The sequence below is a fragment of the Sulfitobacter sp. 1A13679 genome, from assembly GCF_043557115.1.
GTDB classification, from domain to species: Bacteria; Pseudomonadota; Alphaproteobacteria; order Rhodobacterales; family Rhodobacteraceae; genus Sulfitobacter; species Sulfitobacter faviae.
On the sequence record NZ_JBIFFO010000021.1, the window covers coordinates 49227 to 68820 of the forward strand.

The window sequence follows — 19594 nt, forward strand, 5'->3', positions numbered from 1 at the left end:
CAGATTGGCCCCAAGTTAAAGGCAGGCCAATGACGACCATCCGAGAGACATTTTTCTTAACGCCTCCCCATCGGGGCTTAGGAGAATTGTGACAATCAACTCCAGTTTTCCACTGTCGAAAAGGCAAAGAACCGTTAAAAGTCGTTCTCTATCGTTCAATTTGCTTTGCGTGCTTCGGAGTGAGCGCCAGCGCAACGCGATACCCCTTGGTCATCTCTTAGAACGATTGGGGGAGCGGTCATTCGGTTGGGCCATTCTGCTCTCATCCCTAATTAATCTGTTGCCGCTGCCTCCCGGCGCCACGCTTGTAACGGCCATCCCCCTGGTGTTCTTTAGTGTTCAACTGGTGCTAGGGCGTTCTTATATTTGGCTGCCGCCTTGGATTGCCAAACGGTCATTGTCCCGTTCTGCCCTGAGAAATACTGTGCTGCGTCTACGGCCGATTTCCCGACGCGTTGAGCGCCTGACTCGACCGCGCCTGCAAGGCGTATTCCAACCCAAAACTGAGCGACTAATCGGATTGCTTCTTTTGGGAATCGCCGTGGCACTGTTTGTGCCTTTACCGCTCAGCGGGTGGTTTCCTGCTATTTCGCTTTTCGTCGCAGGTATTGGCTTCGTTGAGCGCGACGGACTGGTTGTGCTTGCAGGTATCGGCATGGGGCTGGCCTCGATAGTCCTGACGGTTCTCGTCGCGATGTCAGTTGCAGCCGGAGCGGATGCCATAATGCATTGAGGGTGCCCTACGTGATTTAAACCAAATACCTATTACGTTGGATACAGCCCCTTGGAACGACAGGCCACCGGGCGGGGTAAAGGGGAACCTAATAGGGTTATTGTCCTTCTTGGGCCCCGTTAGGCCTAACCGAAGACGGTAGGATGCGCGGGATAACGGCTAGGATGATCAGCACGATCACCGTCGCTAGGACCGCAGTTGCCTCGAGACCGAGCCCCGCAACGATACCAATCCCAGCGGTAGCCCAAATGTTTGCAGCGGTCGTCAGACCTTGGACCTTTTGTTCTGCTGCGCGAATAATGATCGCTCCTGCGCCCAAAAAGCCAATGCCCTGAATAATACCTTGCAGAACCCGGGACATGTCTGGTGTGGGCATGCCACTTTGTAATGGTCCAATCACGAAGAGCGCCGCACCTACAGCCACCAGCATATGGGTGCGCACCCCGGCGCTTCGCGCCTTGAGTTCTCGTTCATAGCCAAGCAATCCTCCCAGAAACGCGGCCAACACCAAGCGAAGTGTTATACTGGTCATGGTCGACAAGTCCGGAATATCGGAAAATTCGTTGATGATGGTTGCCCAGACTTCTTGCCACACGGGTTTAATCCTTATTCAGCGCAACCTCGGCCGAGGTGCAACAACACCAGGGCGTCCCAGAACACCCTGCGCAGTAATCGCTAGGGTAACAGCCTTACAAGCGCCACTCAGTATTCAAAGAAAGTTTGGGAACATGAGCGGGCACTCCGATCCTGAAAAGCTCTATGATCACCTAAAAGCTCAGCGCAGACCGTTAACGAGATTGCTTTTTAGAGATACTTGTTGTGGCCCGTCTGTAGCTGTCCTGTAGGCCTAATGAGGTCATTCTGTAGGCGCCTTGTAGACGTGACGCTGAAGGAGGACTTCTCTCCCGAGGCCTTATGCCGATCGGTATAAAGGGGGTGGGCGAAATGCTGGTAGCTGCGCATCAGGGAAAAACCATTCTGAAATGCGCAGCTAACCATCAGTCTCGCTCCCCGGATGTCAGGTACTTTTCGGTCCCGAAATAGTTGAAATTCTAGGCTTCCACCGGTCAGATACGCATAGCATCGGGCGCGGTGCCGCTCTCGACCTGACTACGGAACCAATTCGGCTGTCGGCCCTTACCCGTCCAGGTCTGTTTCTTATCGTCTGGATTGGCATAAATTGGTTTTGAGGGCTTCGAAGTTTTCTTAATCTTGGCCCGCTTTTTCGCAGGAGCTGAGGGTTGCGTTTCAGAAATTTCCCCTAAGGAAAATCCAAATTCTGCGGCCGCTTTAGTAGCAGCTTTTCTTGCCTCTCTCTGATCCCGGGTTCGAGCAGCGTCCAATGCCTTTTTCACATCAGACAAAAGCCTTTCGAGTTCTTTACGGGACATTGCTTTCAGGTCACTTTTGGTAAACATATCAACCTCTATTTCAGATATGCCCCCATATACGTATCACTACACACCAACGTCGACCCTCTAAGGACGTGGAGGCTCAGTATTTTCTTTTCCCCGCAAAGCAGATTAGAAAGGATGGGCACCAAGGGCCGCCCTATATTTACTACTGCCCTCATACTCCTTCATGCCGCTTGTTAGTTCCTGGAAGAGCGCTATAAACATCGTCGGCAATATGACCATTGTCAGCGTCGAACTTCAGTTTGAGCTCGGAATCAAACCCCACGGTCGACTAGGTTCAAAAGTCAAATTGCCCGGGTTGCAGAACCAAAGGCTATCCGAGGATGAAGTACCAGGCACTTAAAGCCAATCCAGTGGCAATGACGAACCAACGGATCAGGCGCTGCGACACCAGCCGTCCGACAACCACGCTCCCCCAGCCTCCCAGAATGCTTGCCGTTGCGACAATCGCAACCGCCCGATTGTGAGCGATACCTGAACCGCGACTCCTGTCGAGCTCAGGGTAGGGGTGTCATCGCATTTCCTCCAATATCTTTTCGCGAAAGACCTCGGCTGGCGTTTTCCATCCCAGGCACTTGCGCGGCGTGTTGTTGAGGCGATCACAGATCACCTTCATATCGTGATCTGTGCATTGCCGGATGTCGCGTTTGCGGGGCAGCCACCTTCGAAGGCGTCGGTTTGTGTTCTCGACTGTGCCTTTCTGCCAGGGGCTGGAGGGGTCGCAAAACATGGGGTAATCGCTCTGTCACTCCGCGTTTCGTCATGGCAGCGAAATGTTTTTTCTTCGGTATGATCCAGAGCGTGATCCGAAAGGGTCTTGTTCGAAGCAACAGATGGAGATTGAGCATGGGCCAGTACATAGGGCTTGACGTTTCGTTGAAGGATACCGCGATCTCAATCCGAGAAGACGGCAAAAGAGTATGGCGCGGGAAATGTCCCTCAGACCCGGGTATTATTGCGCAGACGGTTCGGAAGCATGCGGACGACCCCGTGAACGTCGTTTTCGAAGCTGGCCCACTCGCCACTTGGTTCTATCATGCTTTAACGGGGGAAGGACTTCGGGCGATCTGCATTGAGGCACGGCATGCCCAGAAAATTTTGGGTGAGACGTTGAACAAGACCGATGCAAACGATGCTGAGGGATTGGCCAAACTTGCCGAAACCGGCTTCTATAAGGCTGTTAGGGTCAAGTCGTTCGAAGCGATGCTGATCCGGTCATTGGTTGCAGCCCGCACGCAACTCCTGGCCATCACGACACAATTGACCAATCAGATCCGTGGTTTGATGAAGACTTTCGGTCTTGTCGTGCCCAAGAGCAAAGGCCGGGTGTTCGTAGAAAAGGTTAACGGTCTGCTGGACGGACATGTCGAGTTGAAAGGGATCATCTATCCGCTGCTCGAAGCCTGGCAAGCTGTCAGGGAGCAGGCGTCTACACTCAGCCGCCAGCTCTTGTTGGCGGCGCGACAGTGCCGAAGCACGCGTTTGCTTATGACGATACCAGGCATCGGGGCGATCACAGCAGTTTCCTATGTGGCCGCTATCGAAGACCCGAAGAACTTTCCGAAGTCCCGATCTGTCGGCGCATGGCTTGGCCTCACCACACGCCGATACCAATCGGGAGAGATGGATTTTAACGGTCACATCTCCCGAAGGGGGGATCAACGATTGCGTGGGCTGCTCTACGAGGCTGCGACCTCGTTGCTTACGAGGACTCGAGCCGAAACGGTCAGTGATCTAAAAACCTGGGGGCTTCAATTGCGCGAACGCCTTGGCTTTAAGCGGGCGGCGGTCGCCGTTGCTCGCAAACTCGCCGTCATCATGCATTCCATGCTGAAGACCGGTCAAACCTTTATTCCAACGCGCGAGGAACTCGCCTAAGGTACTGTCCCTCGCACACCGAGCTCAGCGCATCATAACTTGATGCGAGGAGGCGTCCCTGTCGTGGACGGAGGTCAGGCCAATCCGAAAGACGTGGCAGCAGCTGTTACAGACTGCGTGCAAAACAAAGGAAGGCTTCACCTGCGGAACCCAGAATGCGGCAGCCAAGTGTTGACCGCGAAGACAACCATGCCCCGGACACACGCATGACCTCAATCACGTGAACGTGCTGAGAAGGAACTGAGCAAGAACCGGAGATCGAAATGCTCTGAAGGCATTTCGATAGGCCGTGCTTTTGCATCAAGACTTGACTGCGGCCTTGCGATTAGACAACCACGTCTGGGTTCCGATCTCGGCTTGGAGGTGCGGCCAACTGACAAACTCGGTTCCGCGGTCAAAAGTAATGGATCGACGGGCGACGAGGGGGAGGTCTTTGAGAGACTTCATGATCTTTCCCATGACCGGTTTGGTGCGCTTATTCGGGTTCTTCAGGATCACGGTGAAGCGGCTGACGCGCTCAACCAATGAGGTAACGTTGGACTGGCCAAGCTTTTGTTTGAACAGCATCAAATCAGCTTCCCAATGGCCAAACTGACGGCGATGAGCGACATCATCGGGTCGGAACAGAATACTGACATCGCGGTGGAATTTGGGTTCTCTGCGCCTTCTGGTGCGACGTGGTCTGCGGGCGACACGATGGGTCGGTAGATACCACCACAGGTCTTCGCGCTGACCTTCCTTGGAATAGATGTAGCGATAGATGGTTTCCTGACAGACCCTGAGGGGAGCGCGCTCGTGGATCATACGGTTACTGATCTGCTCTGGTGTCCAGCCGTTCTTTATACGCTCGATCACGCGCTTTCGAAGCTCAGGATGTTTGATCAGTTTGCGCTCTCGAGCACGACGTTCCGCTTGCATCAGGTTCGCAGCGGCACCGTAATAGCCATCGCATCCAGGCATGTTTTCATCCGAGAAATTGTTGCGCTTTAGCTCGCGGAATATCGTTGATCTGCAGCGCTTCAGAACGCGCGCCATCTCATCGACAGGGACCTTTGCGTGTCTCCAGCGTTCTATCTTGCGTCGTTCTGTGATACTCAGTTGCTCGTAAACGGCTCCCATACCGATTCCTCTCATTAGATAAACTACTGTTTTCTAACAAGAGTCGCACTTGAGGGTAGCGCGCGCCTTTACAATCATTCGAAACCCATAAGCTAACTTATGTTAACCTAAAAGCTTTTTGGACCAACTGCATCCTTGTCAAACAAGACTGTCACGTGTCTGCGTTGGCGCGGCGGCTCGTATACTTGGGATAAGTCATTACACGGCCTTTTCCCCTTCGCAAACTTATCCCGCCGCGATCCGTTGAATTTGAAAGGTAGCACACACCGATCCGGCCGAAATGGATTGACGTCGGTCACAATGCTGACTTTGCTCTGTCTTTCATCGCGTTTTGCAGTGAACTCACGGTCTTCGTTTTCTACGCCGTTTGGGCAGAGTTCTTGAAGTTGCGCGTCGGTTATACCGAAAAGGCGCGCTATCTCCTTATGATCGCAGCCTGCGTCGAGCAGAATGAGAAGGGCCTGCTGGGTCTTAGTCATCTGCTTGGTCATCAAACTCTCCTCCATCATAAAAATCATTGTAGCTCAGATGTTTCATGTTGCATTTACCCTGTGAGCCTGTCTCGTGTCTCCTGTCTGTCGATTTCACTTTCGAACCTTACTCTTTTAGATTCGTTGCAGCGGTAGTTGTGCATCCCAGATTTGGCATCGCTTGACCGTTCGACCCTATGCCCGCGCGTAGTCTCCCCGCATTTGCGATTACCATCAGCGAACTTAAGACCATCGCGGTTGCAGCAGCAAGAGGTGGTACAGTTTCGAAGGCTGGGAGACTAAGGGCGGGGATGTTGTAGGCTACCGAAAAGACGAGGTTTTATCGCAAAACCCGACGTGCTTTGCGATCACAACATCTGCCAGAGCAATCGTAGCTGCGGACGCATCAGTGGCTGCAATCCCAATGTCAGCACAACTGATGGCCAACGTGTCGTTCACACCGTCTCCGACAAAGGCCGTTGGGCCCTCTCCAGCACTCATCAATCTGGCTTTATCTTCAGGTGAACAAGCTGGGTGTATTTCATTTTTATGCAAACCCGCAGTGGAGCCGATTTGTTTACAAGATCCTGGGGCGTTGCCGCTCGCCATCCAAGTTCTATTCCTGAAGAACGCAGCCCCGCGAGGGTCGCAGGCGATCTCGAACCGCTGATCGGCTTGTTCTTGAAGGAACGATTTGTGTCGCTTACGAGCTCCGGTACTAATTTTTTTGAACAAGCTTATCTCCTTCCGCCCATTAGATTTCACAGAAAGGGCACTTCCAACCGGACCACTTCGCCGCCGCCTGCTCTCGACGCGAACATCAGCTTTCCGCCAAGACGTTCAATCGCAGTATCGACAATAGCCAGCCCTAGTCCGCTCCCGTCGCCACTGGCACCTGACCCTCGGAAAAACCTGTCGGTAATTCTCTTCAGATCGGATTCTGCGATGCCCGGCCCGCGATCTGTTACGGAAATTGCAATGCCGTCAGTCGTAGCTTCCGAAAGGATGCTGACTTCGCTGCTTTCGGGGGCCGCATCAATGGCGTTTTCAACCACATTGCGCAGCGCCACCGATAAGAGTGTTGGATCTGTTTGCACCGAAAGTGGGGAAGGGTCAGGCACGGTGATGGAGACACTCTTTGCCGCAGCCAGACGCGACAAATCCTGCACCACATCCCGGATCAACCCAGACAAATCGACCTCCTGCGTTGTTCCAACTTCGGGGCCGTCCAACGCGGCCAAAGACAAAAGCTGTCGCACCATCCTGTCGGTCCGTCCGATGCCTTTCTGAATATGAGCCAAGGCGGTCTTTCGGGTCGCCTGATCGGGTGCCATAGAGGCGATCTGGGCCTGTGTCTTTATCCCGGCAAGCGGCGTCTTCAACTCATGTGCTGCGAATGACGTGAAGGCTTTCTCTCGCTCCCGTTGGGCATTCACCCTGGCGAACAACCCATTAAGCGCCACCCCCACGGGTCTGATCTCGCGCGGCATCTCGATCTCTTCAACGGCGCTCAAATCATCCGCCGCGCGCTGCGACAGCCCGTCAGCCAGCCTGTCCAAGGGGCGCAGACCACCGCGCACCGAAAGCCAAATCAACCCCGCAAGGATCGGCAAGATCATCAAAGCCGGCAAAACAAGGCCCGTCGTGACGTCCCGCACCAGACGGTCGCGCACGCTGTGACTGTCGCCCACCATGACGCGCACGCCAAGCTCTTCATTGATGACGGTATAGACCCGCCAGTTTTCCCCCTCCACAAGGCTATCGCTGAAACCCGGCTCTTGCCCGGACAGGCTATCTGTTGGGGCACTGCCAGATTTTCCGACCAACTCCCCGTCTAATGACCAGATTTGACAAGACAGCTTGTGGGAATAGCCCGCCGTCGGATCACTGGTGAGTGGGCTTTGATCTTCGACAAGCGTCGCCCCACGGGCCACATCTATGCGCCGGTCCGAGATGAGCGAGGACACCATCTGACCAGATTCCGCCAGCCTTGCATCCAACACGCGTTCGACCTCGGCGCGGGTGGATTGCTGGATCCACAAGAAGGCGGAAAGCCACACCACCCCTGTCGCCAGCAAAAGGATTGCAAAAAGCCGTATGCGGATCGAGTTCATGGCCTATCCTTTGACAATTTGTAGCCGGCCCCGCGAATGGTCTGGATGAAATTCGCCCCAAGTTTTGCACGCAATTTATGGATGTGAACCTCGACCGCGTTGCTCTCCACCCCGTCTTGCCAGCCATAAAGCCGGTCTTCCAAGGTGGATTTTGACAGGATGGCTCCGGGCCGTTCCAGCAGGGCGCGCAGAATGACGAATTCACGCGGCGAAAACTCAACCTCTCGGCCCTCGTATTGACCGGTCATCTTTGCCGGGTCCACGGTCAGCCCGTTCCACGCCAGATCGGCCTGCGCGCGGCCTTCGGCTCGCCGTACGATCGAGCGTAAGCGCGCCGTTACCTCGTCCAGATCAAAGGGTTTGCCCAAATAGTCATCGGCGCCGAGATCCAGCCCCGCCACCCGGTCGCGCACCTGATCCAGCGCGGTCAACAGGAGAACAGGCGTCATGTCATCTTTGCCCCGCATCTGCGCCAGCACATCGAGCCCCGTTCCATCGGGGAGCATGATATCCAACACAACCGCCGCAAAGCCCCCCTGGGTCAGCGCCTCGCCAGCGTCAGCGCAGGTGGTGACAAGTTCCGGCGTGAAACCCGAGAGGCGCAGTCCCACGCGGAGACCGTCGCCGAGCATCGCGTCGTCTTCAACAATGAGTATGCGCATTCACCAAAATCCGTACCGCCACGTCAGCCCAGTGCCGCGCCAACCTTAAGCCCCGCTTAAGGTAGCCCCGCGAGATGGGCCAGCATGAGCAGAAACATCCATAGTCGCCCCCGTGTGGCGCCCTTCATCGCTGCGGCAGCTGCCGTCTTGGTTATCGCCCTCTCGGCTTGGCCCGCAGCCGCGCAGCTCCTTTCCCAGTCCAACAGCGCGCCGCTGCCCCCGTCGCAGGCTTTTGCCCTCAGCGTCGCGGACCAAGAAGACGGCAGCCGCACTCTGTCATGGGACATCGCCGACGGGTATTACCTGTACCGCAGCAAGCTGGCCGCCGAAACCGCCGAGGGGGTCTCCGTCCCGCTTCAGACCCGACCCGGCGTGGCAATGGACGACCCGACCTTTGGCGCCGTTGAGATTTACTACGACACCGCCAGCGCCGTCATGGTACCTGTGTCAGGCCCGGTGACCGTCACTTGGCAGGGCTGTCAGAAGGATGGCATCTGCTATCCGCCCGTAAAAAAGACATTGGCTGCACTTGAAGGCGCGGCAAGCGTCCCAGCGGCGGCACCGACCGCGAAGGGCATTGTCCTTGCCGAAGATGAGGGTCTCGTCGCGTCCCTTCAGTCGCGCGGTGGCACGCTTTTGGTCTTGGCGGGCTTTCTGGGGTTTGGCCTGTTGCTGGCCTTTACGCCCTGCGTCTTTCCAATGTTTCCGATCCTCGCGGGGTTGCTGTCACGGCAGGGGGATACGCTGACCGCCCGGCGCGGTGCGGCGTTGTCGGGAGTTTATGTCCTGGCCATGGCCTCGGCCTTTGGCCTGCTTGGCGTCGCTGCGGCTTGGTCCGGGCAGAACCTGCAAGTGGCGCTCCAGTCACCTGCCGCGATCTATGCGGTGGCGGCAATCTTTGTCGTCCTTGCGCTGTCGATGTTCGGCCTTTTTGAATTGCAACTTCCGCAGGCATGGACGCGCCGCCTGTCTTCGGCCGGGGCCAAGCAGCGTGGCACGCTTGGCGGGGCCGCGACACTGGGCTTTACCTCGGCGCTCATCATGGGGCCATGCGTCACCGCGCCCTTGGCTGGTGCATTGCTATATATCGCTGGAACAGGTGACCTCTGGCTCGGCGCGGGTGCCTTGTTTGCCTTGGGGCTTGGTCAAGGTATCCCGCTGGTGATCGTGGGGACGCTGGGGTCCAAAGTGCTGCCCCGTGCGGGGGCCTGGATGGACGGGGCAAAGCGGCTCTTTGGTTTTGTGTTCCTCGGCATGGCAATCTGGTTGTTGGGCCGTTTGATCCCCGGGCCTGCCATCCTCGCCCTTTGGGCCAGCCTTTTAATTGCCACAGGCGTTTTTGCGGGCGCAATGGACCTTATGCCAACGGATGCCACCCCGGCACGGCGCGGCGTCAAAACCCTTGGCATTCTTGCGATGATTGCGGGGGCCATCATGGCCGTGGGTGCGGCTTTGGGCGGAAGCGACCCCCTGCACCCCCTTGCCATGCTTCAGAACAAGGGCGCCGTCGCCGCCACGCCGTCAGGCAAATTGGCGTTCAATACCGTCACCGATGCAAAGACCCTTGAAGCCGCCCTCTCGGCGCAGTCTGAAACGCCGACGATGATCTATGTCACCGCCGACTGGTGTGTCACCTGCCGGGTGATTGAGCGCAACGTCTGGGCCGATGCAAGTGTGCAGGCCGCGCTGTCGGACATCAACGTGATTGCTGCGGATGTGTCGGACTTCGACGCCGAAGGGCAGGATATGCTGGAACAGCTTGGGGCTGTCGGCCCTCCGACGATGGTGTTTCTGAACCGCAACGGCGCTGAGGCGCGCGGCACGCGGATCGTGGGCGACACCGGCCCCGCAGCGGTTGTCAAATCGGCGGAGGCCATCCGATGAACGCAATTTCCTTTGGCCCCTTTGTCTTCTCCAACGACCGCGTCATCGCGATCCTGACCGGGCTCGCGTTCCTCGCCATGGCCGAGATCATGGCATGGTATCGGCGCGAGGACCGCGAGGCCATTCGCCACTGGACAGGCGCGGCGCTGGTGGTCTGGATCATCTCAGCGCGCCTTGGCTTTGTCATGGCGAACAAAGACGCCTTTGCGGCCGCCCCATGGACTGTTTTCGCCATATGGCAGGGGGGCTTTCATATCCTTGCGGGGAGCGTTGGGCTGGGTGCGACTGTTGTTGCAGCCCTTGTTAAAGACACCCGTATCGCTGGGCCGTTTCTTGCCAGCATCGCCGCCGGAACATTGGCGTTTGGCGTGGCGCTGCAAGCCTTCCCCAACGAAGCAAAGGGTAGTCTGCCCACAGCCCAATTGGTCGATCTGTCGGGCGCGCCTGTCGATTTGCAAGCGCGGGGCGGGCGGCCAATGGTGCTTAACCTGTGGGCCACATGGTGTCCGCCCTGTCGGCGCGAGATGCCGATGATGATGGATGTCGCGCAGGCGCAAAAGGACGTGGACATCCTCTTCGCCAACCAAGGCGAAACGCTGGAAAGCATTGGCGTTTTTCTTGAACAAAGCGGGCTGCCCGGCACCGGTATCCTGCGCGATCCACATTCCGAGTTGATGCAAGAATACGGGCTGCTTGGAATGCCGAGCACGCTGTTTTTTGCCGCCGACGGCAGCCTGCACGCTGTCCAGACCGGAGAGATGTCGCGCGCCGCCCTGCTGGCTGGGGTGAAAGAGCTAAAGAACACCACCGCCAACACCGAACACGGCCCGCAAGGCCTGCTGAATGCCGACAGTGCATCTGCGCGGCAAAACGAAACCAAAGGAGACAATTCATGACAACTATCACCCGTAGAAACCTGATCATCGGCGGTTTGGGCGGCACCACGGCCCTGACATTGGGGGCGACACTGCTCTCGTTTGGCCGAGGGGCCCAAGCGCAGGGATTGACGGTCGACGACGTCCTGTTTGATCCGGCCAACCCGGTGCTCGGCAACCCTGATGGCGACGTCACAATTGTGGAGTTCTTTGACTACCAATGCCCCTATTGCAAAGCGAACCACAAAGACTTGACCGAGGCCGTTGCCGCAGATGGGAATGTCCGTCTCGTGATGAAAGACTGGCCCATTTTCGGCGCGCCGTCGATCCGCGCGAGCCAGCTTGTTCTGGGGGCCGCCAACGCCGGGGTGTATGAGATAGCCCATGATGCGATCATGACGACTGACGGGCGTCTGACAGAGGATGACATCAACGCGGCGCTCAAGAACGCCGGTCTTGATCCCGAGGAACTGGACGCGGCCTACCGGGCTGAGCGCAGCAAATGGGACGGCTTGATGGCGCGCAACAGTTCGCAGGCTACGCAACTGGGCCTTCAGGGGACACCGGCCTTTATCATTGGCAGCACGATCTATCCCGGTGCCATGGACCGCGCCGCCTTGGACGAAGCCATCGCCGCCAGCCGCTCCTGAGCCCGCTAACTCCTAACACGTGAGGAACGCCCATGCTGACACGCCGCTCTTTTGTCGTTCTCGCAGGTGCAGGCAGTCTTGCCGCCTGCGCCCAGCCCTCTGCCAAACCGGCAGTGCCCCCTGCGCCGGCACCTACGCCGTCGCATCCCCCGATGCCCGATTTTTACGGTGCCATTCATACCGAGCCATTCCCGATCCTGGCCATCCCCGAGGGCAGTGTCGATCCGTCCTTGTGGCGGCAAGACGTGCCCAACCCCTACCCCGACCGCCCTCGCGGTACGATCGTGATCGACCCAAATGCCGCGATGCTGCATTTCGTGCAGAACTCGGAAACCGCCATGCGCTACGGGGTCAGCGTAGGCGCTGACGGTTTCGCCTGGGAGGGCGAGGCCCGACTACAGTTCTGCCGCGAATGGCCCCGTTGGAAGGTGCCAGCCAACATGATCAAGCGACGCCCGGAGTTGGAGCCCTATTCGGTTGCCAACGGGGGCATGGCCCCCGGCCCCGACAACCCTATGGGCGCGCGAGCGCTCTACCTTTTTAAAAATGGCAAGGATACGCTTTACCGCATCCACGGAAGTGCCTCACCGCGGGAATTGGGTAAAGCGGTCTCCTCGGGGTGCATTCGCATGCTCAATCAAGATGTCATCGACCTGCACGAGCGGGCGGTCCACGGTGCGAAGGTCGTCGTGCTACCTTCGTCGAAACCTGCCGCCTGATGGTGGGTCCAGCTCATCCGCATAAGAAGCTTGCGATTCCCTCCTCGGCGGTAAGTACGCTCATAAACAGGCTTTTCTGATGGCGGGGATGCCCTCCCGACGGGACCGCAATCTGCCATTTGTGGTGAATGTGAGAGTCAACGCAAGCATCCGCGCTATCAACAATGTCCATCCACGGTACCAACAATGCAAGAGCTATTGGAAGTGCAACCTCCGCCGGCTGCATCCGGCTCTTTAATCAGGATATTCTGGACTTGCACGGGCGTGTGCAAGCCGGGGCGAAAGTCGGCGTGCTAAGTGAAGAGGAGAGCGGGATAGGGATATTCCGCCAGCGAAGGCGGGCGCTCGAATGACAAATGAACAAAATCGAACGGATACCAGGCATGACAATAATCACGCGCCGGAATGCAATGATCTGGATGGCAGCGGCAAGCGTTGCTTCGGCAACCGGCATCACCATGTGGCCCGGCAAATTAGATGTTCAGGCAGGAGGTTTGACCGTCGAAGAAGTGCTTTTCGATCCGGTAAATCCCGTGCTTGGAAACAAGGGCGGCGATCTGACGATCGTCGAATTTTTTGATTACCAATGCCCCTATTGCAAGGCGAACCACCCCATTTTGACTGACATTGTCGAAACTGACGGCAATATCCGGCTGGTCATGAAGGATTGGCCTATTTTCGGCGCCCAGTCGGTCGCGGCGGCCCGACTCGCGCTCGGAGCTGCATCGCTGGATCAGTATGATATTGCCAACGAAGCGCTGATGGAGACCGAAGGGCGTCTTACGGACGAATTGGTCCGTGACACCTTGGCCGACGCTGGCCTGAAGGTTCCCGCGTTGGAGGAGGCCTACAAGGAATCCCGAGCCAAGTGGGACGCTCTAATGGCACGCAACAGCAGTCAGGCAGCGCAGCTTGGCCTAGAGGGCACACCGGCCTTTATCATCGGCACCACACTCTATCCGAGGTCCCTCGACGCGGATGCGTTGCGCGAAGCGGTCGAACGTGGCCGGGCCTGATTGCGTGCCTTAAGATTCACTTAAGGTCCAATCAGTTTAGCTATGTGTATTCGCCTAAATGTTCAGTAAGGAGCAAAGAAAAATGAGAACCCCAATAACACGACGCCAAGCTCTGATCTCTGGCCTCGCGGTCGCGGGCACTCTCGCAACACCTGCAATCGTGCAGGCTCAGTCGACAACCGCAGTGACCCGGCGCAATGTATCTAGCTTTGCAACCCAGAACTGGCAGGATCATTTTGACGATCTAGGTGTCGCGTCGATCGTCGCGGATACTGACTCAAGAGCACTGCATTTTTGGAGCGGAGATGGACAGGATTATCGTGTTTATCCAACATCCGTTCCCGCCTCTGAGGAATTGACCAAACGCGGCTACACTAAAATTGTCCGCAAGAAGGTCGGCCCCGACTGGACTCCAACAGCGTCGATGATGGAGCGGTTTCCGCACTACAAATATATGCCGCCAGGCCCGGACAACCCTCTCGGAACTCACGCCATGTATCTGAGTTGGCCAGCCTACATCATTCATGGCACGCATGACACCCGCAAGATCGGACGACCATCCTCGGACGGATGCATCGGTCTGTACAATGCAATGATTGCGCAGTTATTCCAAATTTCTCCAGTCGGTACTCAGGTGCGGATTATCTAAGGCATATGTCAGACCCGCTAGCTGCTGTTGCAGTTGGCGGTGACGGCGAGTCTAGCCTACTCCTCTCAAGGGGTCTTCGTCTCGGTTCTCTTAATCCACTTAGGCTAGGAACCAAATCAAAGTATTGAATGTGTGAATATTAACGTTTCTGAATGAGGACTAAGCAAATGACATCGAAATTTCTGTTCCTCTCCATTGCTGTTGTCGGCACGGCGCTGGCGACGGGTGCAACAGCCGATATTTTTGTATACGGCCCTGGCGGGCCCACACCTGCCATGAAAGAGGCGGCGGCGGCCTTCGAAGACGAAACGGGGATCGCAGTTCAGATTACGGCAGGGCCATCTTCAAAATGGATGGAAGAGGCAAAGGCCGACGCGGACGCCATCTACAGCGGTTCACAGAACATGATGGACGACTTCATCGCCGCTCATGGCGCTGTTCTCAACGATACGGTCGAACCGCTTTTCCTGCGTCCCTCAGCAATCTTGGTGCGCAAAGGGAACCCGAAAAACATCAAGGGGATCGCCGACCTGATTGAGCGTGATCTCGGTCTAATGGTCGTTGATGGTGCTGGGCAAGTCGGGTTGTGGGAAGATATCGTGGGTCGCCTTGGCGACGTGTCGGCCATGGCTGCCTTCCGTGCCAACATTGATCACCTAGCACCCAATAGCGGTGCTGCGCGCGACACTTGGAAAACTGATGACAGTCTCCACGCGTGGCTGATCTGGAACCACTGGCAAATCGATAACCCCGATATCGCCGACATGGTTCCGACCGAACCAGAACTCACGATCTACCGTGATACATCCATCGCTCGGACGGAAAAAGGCGGGGAGAAAGAAGAGGTGACGCAGTTTATCGACTTTCTGAAAAGCGGTTCCGCTTTGGAGATTTTCGAAGCACATGGATGGCGTCGCAGTTTCGAGTGACCGAGCCGCGTTGGCGACGTCACTCAGGCGCAATTTGCTCAGATCGTCACATCAGCTTCACAGCCGCCACCCCTTTTCAGTCGCCTCGTAGCCATTCGGGCGCGGATAGTGTCGCTCTGTGCCGTCTCCCGCAACACGAGAAGTTCTGCGCAAGAGCACGTGTGTCGGTAGCATCCGGGAAAACGGGGAAGAACGCCGACGCAAGTATTAGCTTTGGACTGTCTAACGTCAGCTATTCATCCGGGCCGATCAAGATCATTGATTTTGGCTTCAGCTACAGCCAGATCATTACCGCAAGGGGTGACCAAGCCGAAGTATCGGCCCGGCTATTTGAACGCTGGATGGTTTCCTAAAGTTCGCATCCATGCCTCAAAACCGAAACAGGCGCCCCTCACCATTCACGACGTCAAGTTTGCATTCTGGACCGGTCCATCGCCATAAAGCGAGCTTGAAGTTATGCGGATCTGCGCCTTTCGCAAAGCGCTGAATAAGAAGCCCTTTAAAACCGTCGGCGATTGACTCCTGAGTGAAGGGCGGACTGCACGGAAGCATCTTTGATCGCGTGCGTCACGGCTGCCAAAGATAGGACCAGGGTCCGCCTCGTAAGTAACCGGAATGATTGGCTGCGGGCTGCCTGGGTTGGCTTCACGCAGAGCACCGCTGGGTTGGAGGAACATCGCGGTTTGGCCATTAAAGCCAAGCGTTGGCACGTTAACAGGCCAGCACTTCCTGACTAGTTCAACTACATTGGCACAGGTTTTTGGCGGATGCTTTAAGGTTCACTTAAGGTCGTTCCGCACAAGTTGCCCTCATGCTTACGGACCGCGATCGTTTCACCATTAACCCGTTCCCCAGTTTTGAGGGCCCAAAGCTGAAGGAGGCAGCATCTCGAGCCGAGCGAACCATCGCCTTTGTCGCAGCCCTCAACTTTTTAGCCTGTCTTTGATGACGGCCACGGAGTCGTCGGTCGGCCGCTGGGATCACGCCATCGTGTGATTCGCACTACAGATCGCAACCATGGCTTAAGATGAAACAGCGCCGTCATAGATAGGTTTCTTCGACGATACCTACACAAACAAATGGAGAAATAAGATGAAGCGTAGACATTTCATGACCAGCATGGTCGTCAGCGGCGCAGCAATCGGCACCACCATTGCAGCTCCTGCCCTCGCAGCGCCGCCCAAGAAAATGCCCACCTATGACGTGCCCGAAGAAATGATGCCGCAGATGGTGCCCATCGCTTCAGGTGCTACACCATATGAAATCCATGTCGATCCAGACAACTTCGCGCTTTACTGGACATTACCCGGTGACATGGCAATGCGCTATACTGTAGGCGTTGGGCGTGCCGGTCTGTATGAAGCGGGCGAATTTTACATTGGTGCAAAAAAAGAATGGCCTAGCTGGACACCAACACCCGGTATGCTGGAGCGCGAGCCGGAGAAGTACAGCAAATACAAAGATGGTATGGCCGGTGGTATCGATAACCCGCTCGGGTCTCGTGGGCTGTATCTGTTCACCCCTGAGAGAGGCGACACTTTCTTACGCATTCACGGCACGAATGACCCAAGCACGCTGGCCCGCCGGGTATCAAACGGTTGCGCCCGCTTGGTAAATGACCAAATGGCCGAACTGTATGATCGCGTCCCTATGGACACGCGCGTGGTTCTCTACGAACCGCTAACATAGGCGATCCATATATGCACAAAAGTTAGTGACGCCAGATCAGGCGGTCTGACGTTGGCGGAACCCGTTGCGGAACTCATTCCCCTGGATGATCGACCGGGCGGGTCGTGGGACGTTTGGGTTACTGAGCATGCGCCATTGGCTCAGTAGGCGCCGCCATAATGAATTAGAAGGACATTGCTATGAAGTCTCGCTTCCAAGACCTATCTGCTGGCCGCGTGCAATTGCGGCCCCCCTCCCTCGTCAACTCTGCGCCGCGTGTTTCTCGCCGCACGCTATTGCTCAGCGGCGCGGCTCTTGTGGCAGTTGTCCCAGCTGCTGGGGCACAGCAACTGTCTGGAACCGCCCCGCAGACGCCCCCGGAGGACGGGGCGACATTGGCGCCCAGAACTTGGGATGATGGCACGCGAACTGCGACGATCCTACATACCAACGATTTTCACGGCCGGCATCTTCCGTTCGAAGTAGTGACAGGCGATGCGACTTCGCAGACCGGTGATCCCGGACGCGCGCCGTCGGCGTTTGACCGCCAGGGCAGGATCGGCGGCTTTCCTGCACTTGTCACGATGATTGCGAAGCGTCGCGCTGCACTGGGCGCAGATACGGTCGCACTTGTGGATGGGGGCGATACTTTTTCCGACGACCTTCTGGGCAACCTCACGAAGGGCGAGGCGGTCATTTCGTGCATGAATGACATGGGCTACGACTTCATGGCGTTGGGCAACCACGATTTCGACTATGGCTTTGATCGCACGAAAGAACTGCATGACATAGCGGCCTTTCCGATGCGGGGCGCCAACATTACCATGAAGGATGGCGGCGCACCGGTCTTCGGCGACCCGACGCTGGTGGTCGAGCGCGGTGGAATGCGGATCGGCCTGCTGGCGCTTGGCTATCATAACACCGACCAAACGGGAAATCCCAACAATTTCGCAAACCTTGATTTCACCAGCGGTATTGATGCCGCAGCCCGGCTGGTGCCTGAACTGCGGACACGGGCGGACGTGGTCGTGGTGGTATCCCATCAGGGGTCCAAGGTGGATCGCGAGATGCTGCGCCAAGTAGAAGGGATCGACGTCGTGGTGGGGGCACATTCCCACGACCTGATCTCTCCGCCTGAGGTCATCAACGGCGCCCATCTGGTGCAGGCCTTGTCTGACAGCGCCTATCTAGGCGAGGTCACGCTTACCCTTAATGGCGATGGGGCGCTGTCCGTCACCGGCACGGCCCATGCGCTGTGGGAGGACGAGGTTGAACAAGATCCTGCCATGACCACGCGCATCGACGCCTGGCGGGCACCGCACTTGGCCGAGCTGGGCGAACAAATTGGTACCGCTGCGCAGCCACTCACGCGGCAGTACAAGACCGAAAGCCCGATAGACAAGCTGGCCTGCCGCGTCATGCGCGACGCCACCGGCGCGCAGATCGGGTTCATGCCTGGCGTCGGCTATGGAATAACGATCCCAGCCGGGCCCGTGACCCGCGAGGCGCTGACTACATTACTGCCGCATCCCTCCAAGTTCGCGACGCTCACACTGACTGGAGCGCAATTGCGCAGTATACTAGAGCAGAGCGCCAAGAACCAAGCACCCGACGATCCGCTGGACGTCGTGGGCGGAATTCTTCAAACCGACGGGGTGGTCTGGTCGGCCGACCTGCGTAAGCCAGCGGGGAAGCGCGTGACCGAAATACACGTCGACGGCGCACCCGTCACGGACGATGGCACCTATACCGCTGTGCTGAACGCGGGACTTTTACGCGGGCTACACCGACTGACGACCTTTGCCGAGGGCCACGACATCTCCCGTCGCGACGAGCTGGTCCAGGATTTGTTGATCGACGCGATGGGCCGCGGAGACCCCATCGCTCCGCCGCCGCTGGGTGACTTCGTTTTGACTCGCGGCTGAGGACCCAGTCCGAACGCCGCATCCGTCTATGCATGCCCCGGCCCGGGTTTGTCATGCTATTCGTCGGCAGCATGAGCAAGAACAGCGCAGCTTTCACACAGTCATATCCTCGGCATAGTCGGCCCACAGGCTAAACGCGGCAGCCCGGGAGTGGCGGTAGGTGGGCCAACTAATCCAATAGTATGATCAATTGAGGCGCGTCGAGCCAACACGTCCATTAAGGAGTTCAGGCGCTTAGTCACTCCCTCTTGGCGTGACGTCACCCCAGCCTCCGAGTTAGGATGGAGGCGGACATCCCGTGGGCCACGGCCGATCCGAAGATCGCGAGGCTGACAGGTTCAACCCTGCCTGCCGTAGCCCCGTTCCACAGGCTTTCTATACTCGCTGATCATCTCCAACGACATGGATATGGGCTTCCAGTCCACAGGCGAGATAGCAGAGGTCCACTCGATGTGGCGGAGGAAGGGCACCACGGCGCAATAGCTGGGTGCCAAACCCCACATGCTCAGGCTTGGTCACCGGGGGACCGCCGTGCTCCTTCCAGTGCAGCTCCAGCGTCCCCTCAACGGTGCTCTGCCAGCTTACATCGATACCGCCAGCCGGGACCGAAAGCGCGCCATGCTTGACGGCATTGGTGGCGAGTTCATGGAGCGCCATGGCAAGGCCGGAAATCGCCTTGTTCGGAACGAGCACCTGTGAGCCCTCGACCCTGATTTTACAGGCCTCATCCTTGAACGGGGCCAGCACGTGGTCGACAAGCTCCGAAACCGCGAGCGCACGGGCTTCTTTTCCGAACATCAAATCGGTGGCGGCCGACATCGCGCGCAGACGCGCCATAAAGCTTTCGTAGTGCGCGTCCCGGGCCCAGGTTCGACCGGCGATCGCTCC

General features: G+C 57.4%; 20 protein-coding genes and 1 pseudogene. 12 read left to right on the plus strand and 9 right to left on the minus strand.

Annotated features, from left to right (window positions below; all coding sequences use genetic code 11):
• The first annotated feature begins 88 nt into the window (after positions 1-88).
• Positions 89-733, plus strand: a complete 645-nt coding sequence (locus ACGYLA_RS15665) for an exopolysaccharide biosynthesis protein (protein WP_394433702.1) — start codon at positions 89-91, stop codon at positions 731-733.
• A gap of 97 nt (positions 734-830) precedes the next feature.
• Here the strand turns inward: ACGYLA_RS15665 and ACGYLA_RS15670 are convergent, their stop codons facing one another.
• The 3 genes and pseudogenes from ACGYLA_RS15670 to ACGYLA_RS15680 all read right to left on the minus strand — a co-directional run.
• Positions 831-1328 (minus strand): MgtC/SapB family protein, encoded by a 498-nt coding sequence (locus ACGYLA_RS15670; RefSeq protein WP_206054345.1) that lies wholly within the window; start codon positions 1326-1328, stop codon positions 831-833.
• A gap of 472 nt (positions 1329-1800) precedes the next feature.
• The gene (locus tag ACGYLA_RS15675; protein WP_132446866.1) at positions 1801-2151 is read right to left on the minus strand and encodes an H-NS family nucleoid-associated regulatory protein; all 351 of its coding nucleotides are present in this window, start codon (positions 2149-2151) and stop codon (positions 1801-1803) included.
• Between the two features lie 508 nt (positions 2152-2659).
• Positions 2660-2881: pseudogene (locus ACGYLA_RS15680) on the minus strand (transposase); the annotation flags it as partial.
• Positions 2882-2994: 113 nt separating this feature from the next.
• On the opposite strand from ACGYLA_RS15680, the gene ACGYLA_RS15685 reads away from it, so the two are divergent.
• Positions 2995-4026 carry an IS110 family transposase gene (locus tag ACGYLA_RS15685; RefSeq protein ID WP_132447151.1) on the plus strand — a complete coding sequence of 344 codons (1032 nt, stop codon included), beginning with the start codon at positions 2995-2997 and terminating at the stop codon, positions 4024-4026.
• A gap of 300 nt (positions 4027-4326) precedes the next feature.
• On the opposite strand, the gene ACGYLA_RS15690 is transcribed toward ACGYLA_RS15685, so the two are convergent.
• The 5 genes from ACGYLA_RS15690 to ACGYLA_RS15710 form a co-directional block, all read right to left on the minus strand.
• Entirely contained in the window at positions 4327-5145 is an 819-nt protein-coding gene (locus ACGYLA_RS15690; RefSeq protein ID WP_394433706.1) for an IS30 family transposase, read from the minus strand.
• 107 nt (positions 5146-5252) lie between these two features.
• The gene (locus tag ACGYLA_RS15695; protein ID WP_394433708.1) at positions 5253-5636 is read right to left on the minus strand and encodes a hypothetical protein; all 384 of its coding nucleotides are present in this window, start codon (positions 5634-5636) and stop codon (positions 5253-5255) included.
• Positions 5637-5936: 300 nt separating this feature from the next.
• Positions 5937-6350: a hypothetical protein gene (locus tag ACGYLA_RS15700; protein ID WP_394433710.1), complete on the minus strand. Its 414-nt coding sequence runs from the start codon at positions 6348-6350 to the stop codon at positions 5937-5939.
• Positions 6351-6376: 26 nt separating this feature from the next.
• Complete coding sequence (locus tag ACGYLA_RS15705) at positions 6377-7729, minus strand: ATP-binding protein (protein WP_394433712.1); 1353 nt, start codon at positions 7727-7729, stop codon at positions 6377-6379.
• Complete coding sequence (locus ACGYLA_RS15710; protein ID WP_394433714.1) at positions 7726-8391, minus strand: response regulator; 666 nt, start codon at positions 8389-8391, stop codon at positions 7726-7728. The genes ACGYLA_RS15705 and ACGYLA_RS15710 overlap by 4 nt, the downstream gene beginning before the upstream one ends.
• An 84-nt stretch (positions 8392-8475) precedes the next feature.
• Here ACGYLA_RS15710 and dsbD point away from each other — a divergent pair, with 84 nt between their 5' ends.
• From dsbD to ACGYLA_RS15760, 10 genes are all read left to right on the plus strand, one after another.
• Positions 8476-10275 carry a protein-disulfide reductase DsbD gene (dsbD, locus tag ACGYLA_RS15715; protein WP_394433716.1) on the plus strand — a complete coding sequence of 600 codons (1800 nt, stop codon included), beginning with the start codon at positions 8476-8478 and terminating at the stop codon, positions 10273-10275.
• A complete protein-coding gene (locus ACGYLA_RS15720; protein WP_394433718.1) occupies positions 10272-11171 on the plus strand; it encodes a redoxin family protein in 900 nt (299 codons plus the stop codon). The genes dsbD and ACGYLA_RS15720 overlap by 4 nt, the downstream gene beginning before the upstream one ends.
• A complete protein-coding gene (locus tag ACGYLA_RS15725) occupies positions 11168-11800 on the plus strand; it encodes a DsbA family protein (protein ID WP_394433720.1) in 633 nt (210 codons plus the stop codon). The genes ACGYLA_RS15720 and ACGYLA_RS15725 overlap by 4 nt, the downstream gene beginning before the upstream one ends.
• Before the next feature lie 32 nt (positions 11801-11832).
• The gene (locus ACGYLA_RS15730) at positions 11833-12519 is read left to right on the plus strand and encodes a L,D-transpeptidase (RefSeq protein ID WP_394433722.1); all 687 of its coding nucleotides are present in this window, start codon (positions 11833-11835) and stop codon (positions 12517-12519) included.
• Between the two features lie 164 nt (positions 12520-12683).
• Positions 12684-12872, plus strand: coding sequence for a L,D-transpeptidase (locus ACGYLA_RS15735; RefSeq protein WP_394433724.1), 189 nt, complete (start codon positions 12684-12686; stop codon positions 12870-12872).
• A 30-nt stretch (positions 12873-12902) separates the two neighbouring features.
• Positions 12903-13535 carry a DsbA family protein gene (locus ACGYLA_RS15740; protein ID WP_394433726.1) on the plus strand — a complete coding sequence of 211 codons (633 nt, stop codon included), beginning with the start codon at positions 12903-12905 and terminating at the stop codon, positions 13533-13535.
• Between the two features lie 82 nt (positions 13536-13617).
• Positions 13618-14184 (plus strand): L,D-transpeptidase, encoded by a 567-nt coding sequence (locus ACGYLA_RS15745; protein ID WP_394433728.1) that lies wholly within the window; start codon positions 13618-13620, stop codon positions 14182-14184.
• Between the two features lie 167 nt (positions 14185-14351).
• Positions 14352-15113 carry a substrate-binding domain-containing protein gene (locus ACGYLA_RS15750; RefSeq protein ID WP_394433730.1) on the plus strand — a complete coding sequence of 254 codons (762 nt, stop codon included), beginning with the start codon at positions 14352-14354 and terminating at the stop codon, positions 15111-15113.
• Positions 15114-16205: 1092 nt separating this feature from the next.
• Positions 16206-16802, plus strand: a complete 597-nt coding sequence (locus tag ACGYLA_RS15755; RefSeq protein WP_394433732.1) for a L,D-transpeptidase — start codon at positions 16206-16208, stop codon at positions 16800-16802.
• Between the two features lie 179 nt (positions 16803-16981).
• Positions 16982-18706 (plus strand): bifunctional metallophosphatase/5'-nucleotidase, encoded by a 1725-nt coding sequence (locus ACGYLA_RS15760; protein WP_394433734.1) that lies wholly within the window; start codon positions 16982-16984, stop codon positions 18704-18706.
• A gap of 375 nt (positions 18707-19081) precedes the next feature.
• Here the strand turns inward: ACGYLA_RS15760 and ACGYLA_RS15765 are convergent.
• A partial coding sequence (locus ACGYLA_RS15765; RefSeq protein WP_394433736.1) for an HWE histidine kinase domain-containing protein occupies positions 19082-19594 on the minus strand: 513 nt, incomplete at its 5' end.

Excerpts from the sequence above, each read along its gene's own strand:
- ACGYLA_RS15760 (WP_394433734.1), top strand. The coding sequence starts at position 16,982 with ATGAAGTCTCGCTTCCAAGACCTATCTGCTGGCCGCGTGCAATTGCGG.
- ACGYLA_RS15755 (WP_394433732.1), top strand. The coding sequence starts at position 16,206 with ATGAAGCGTAGACATTTCATGACCAGCATGGTCGTCAGCGGCGCAGCA.
- ACGYLA_RS15745 (WP_394433728.1), top strand. The coding sequence starts at position 13,618 with ATGAGAACCCCAATAACACGACGCCAAGCTCTGATCTCTGGCCTCGCG.
- ACGYLA_RS15735 (WP_394433724.1), top strand. The coding sequence starts at position 12,684 with ATGTCCATCCACGGTACCAACAATGCAAGAGCTATTGGAAGTGCAACC.
- ACGYLA_RS15710 (WP_394433714.1), bottom strand. The coding sequence starts at position 8,391 with ATGCGCATACTCATTGTTGAAGACGACGCGATGCTCGGCGACGGTCTC.
- ACGYLA_RS15690 (WP_394433706.1), bottom strand. The coding sequence starts at position 5,145 with ATGGGAGCCGTTTACGAGCAACTGAGTATCACAGAACGACGCAAGATA.
- ACGYLA_RS15675 (WP_132446866.1), bottom strand. The coding sequence starts at position 2,151 with ATGTTTACCAAAAGTGACCTGAAAGCAATGTCCCGTAAAGAACTCGAA.
- ACGYLA_RS15720 (WP_394433718.1), top strand. The coding sequence starts at position 10,272 with ATGAACGCAATTTCCTTTGGCCCCTTTGTCTTCTCCAACGACCGCGTC.
- ACGYLA_RS15750 (WP_394433730.1), top strand. The coding sequence starts at position 14,352 with ATGACATCGAAATTTCTGTTCCTCTCCATTGCTGTTGTCGGCACGGCG.
- ACGYLA_RS15685 (WP_132447151.1), top strand. The coding sequence starts at position 2,995 with ATGGGCCAGTACATAGGGCTTGACGTTTCGTTGAAGGATACCGCGATC.
- dsbD (WP_394433716.1), top strand. The coding sequence starts at position 8,476 with ATGAGCAGAAACATCCATAGTCGCCCCCGTGTGGCGCCCTTCATCGCT.
- ACGYLA_RS15740 (WP_394433726.1), top strand. The coding sequence starts at position 12,903 with ATGACAATAATCACGCGCCGGAATGCAATGATCTGGATGGCAGCGGCA.
- ACGYLA_RS15725 (WP_394433720.1), top strand. The coding sequence starts at position 11,168 with ATGACAACTATCACCCGTAGAAACCTGATCATCGGCGGTTTGGGCGGC.
- ACGYLA_RS15695 (WP_394433708.1), bottom strand. The coding sequence starts at position 5,636 with ATGACCAAGCAGATGACTAAGACCCAGCAGGCCCTTCTCATTCTGCTC.
- ACGYLA_RS15730 (WP_394433722.1), top strand. The coding sequence starts at position 11,833 with ATGCTGACACGCCGCTCTTTTGTCGTTCTCGCAGGTGCAGGCAGTCTT.
- ACGYLA_RS15705 (WP_394433712.1), bottom strand. The coding sequence starts at position 7,729 with ATGAACTCGATCCGCATACGGCTTTTTGCAATCCTTTTGCTGGCGACA.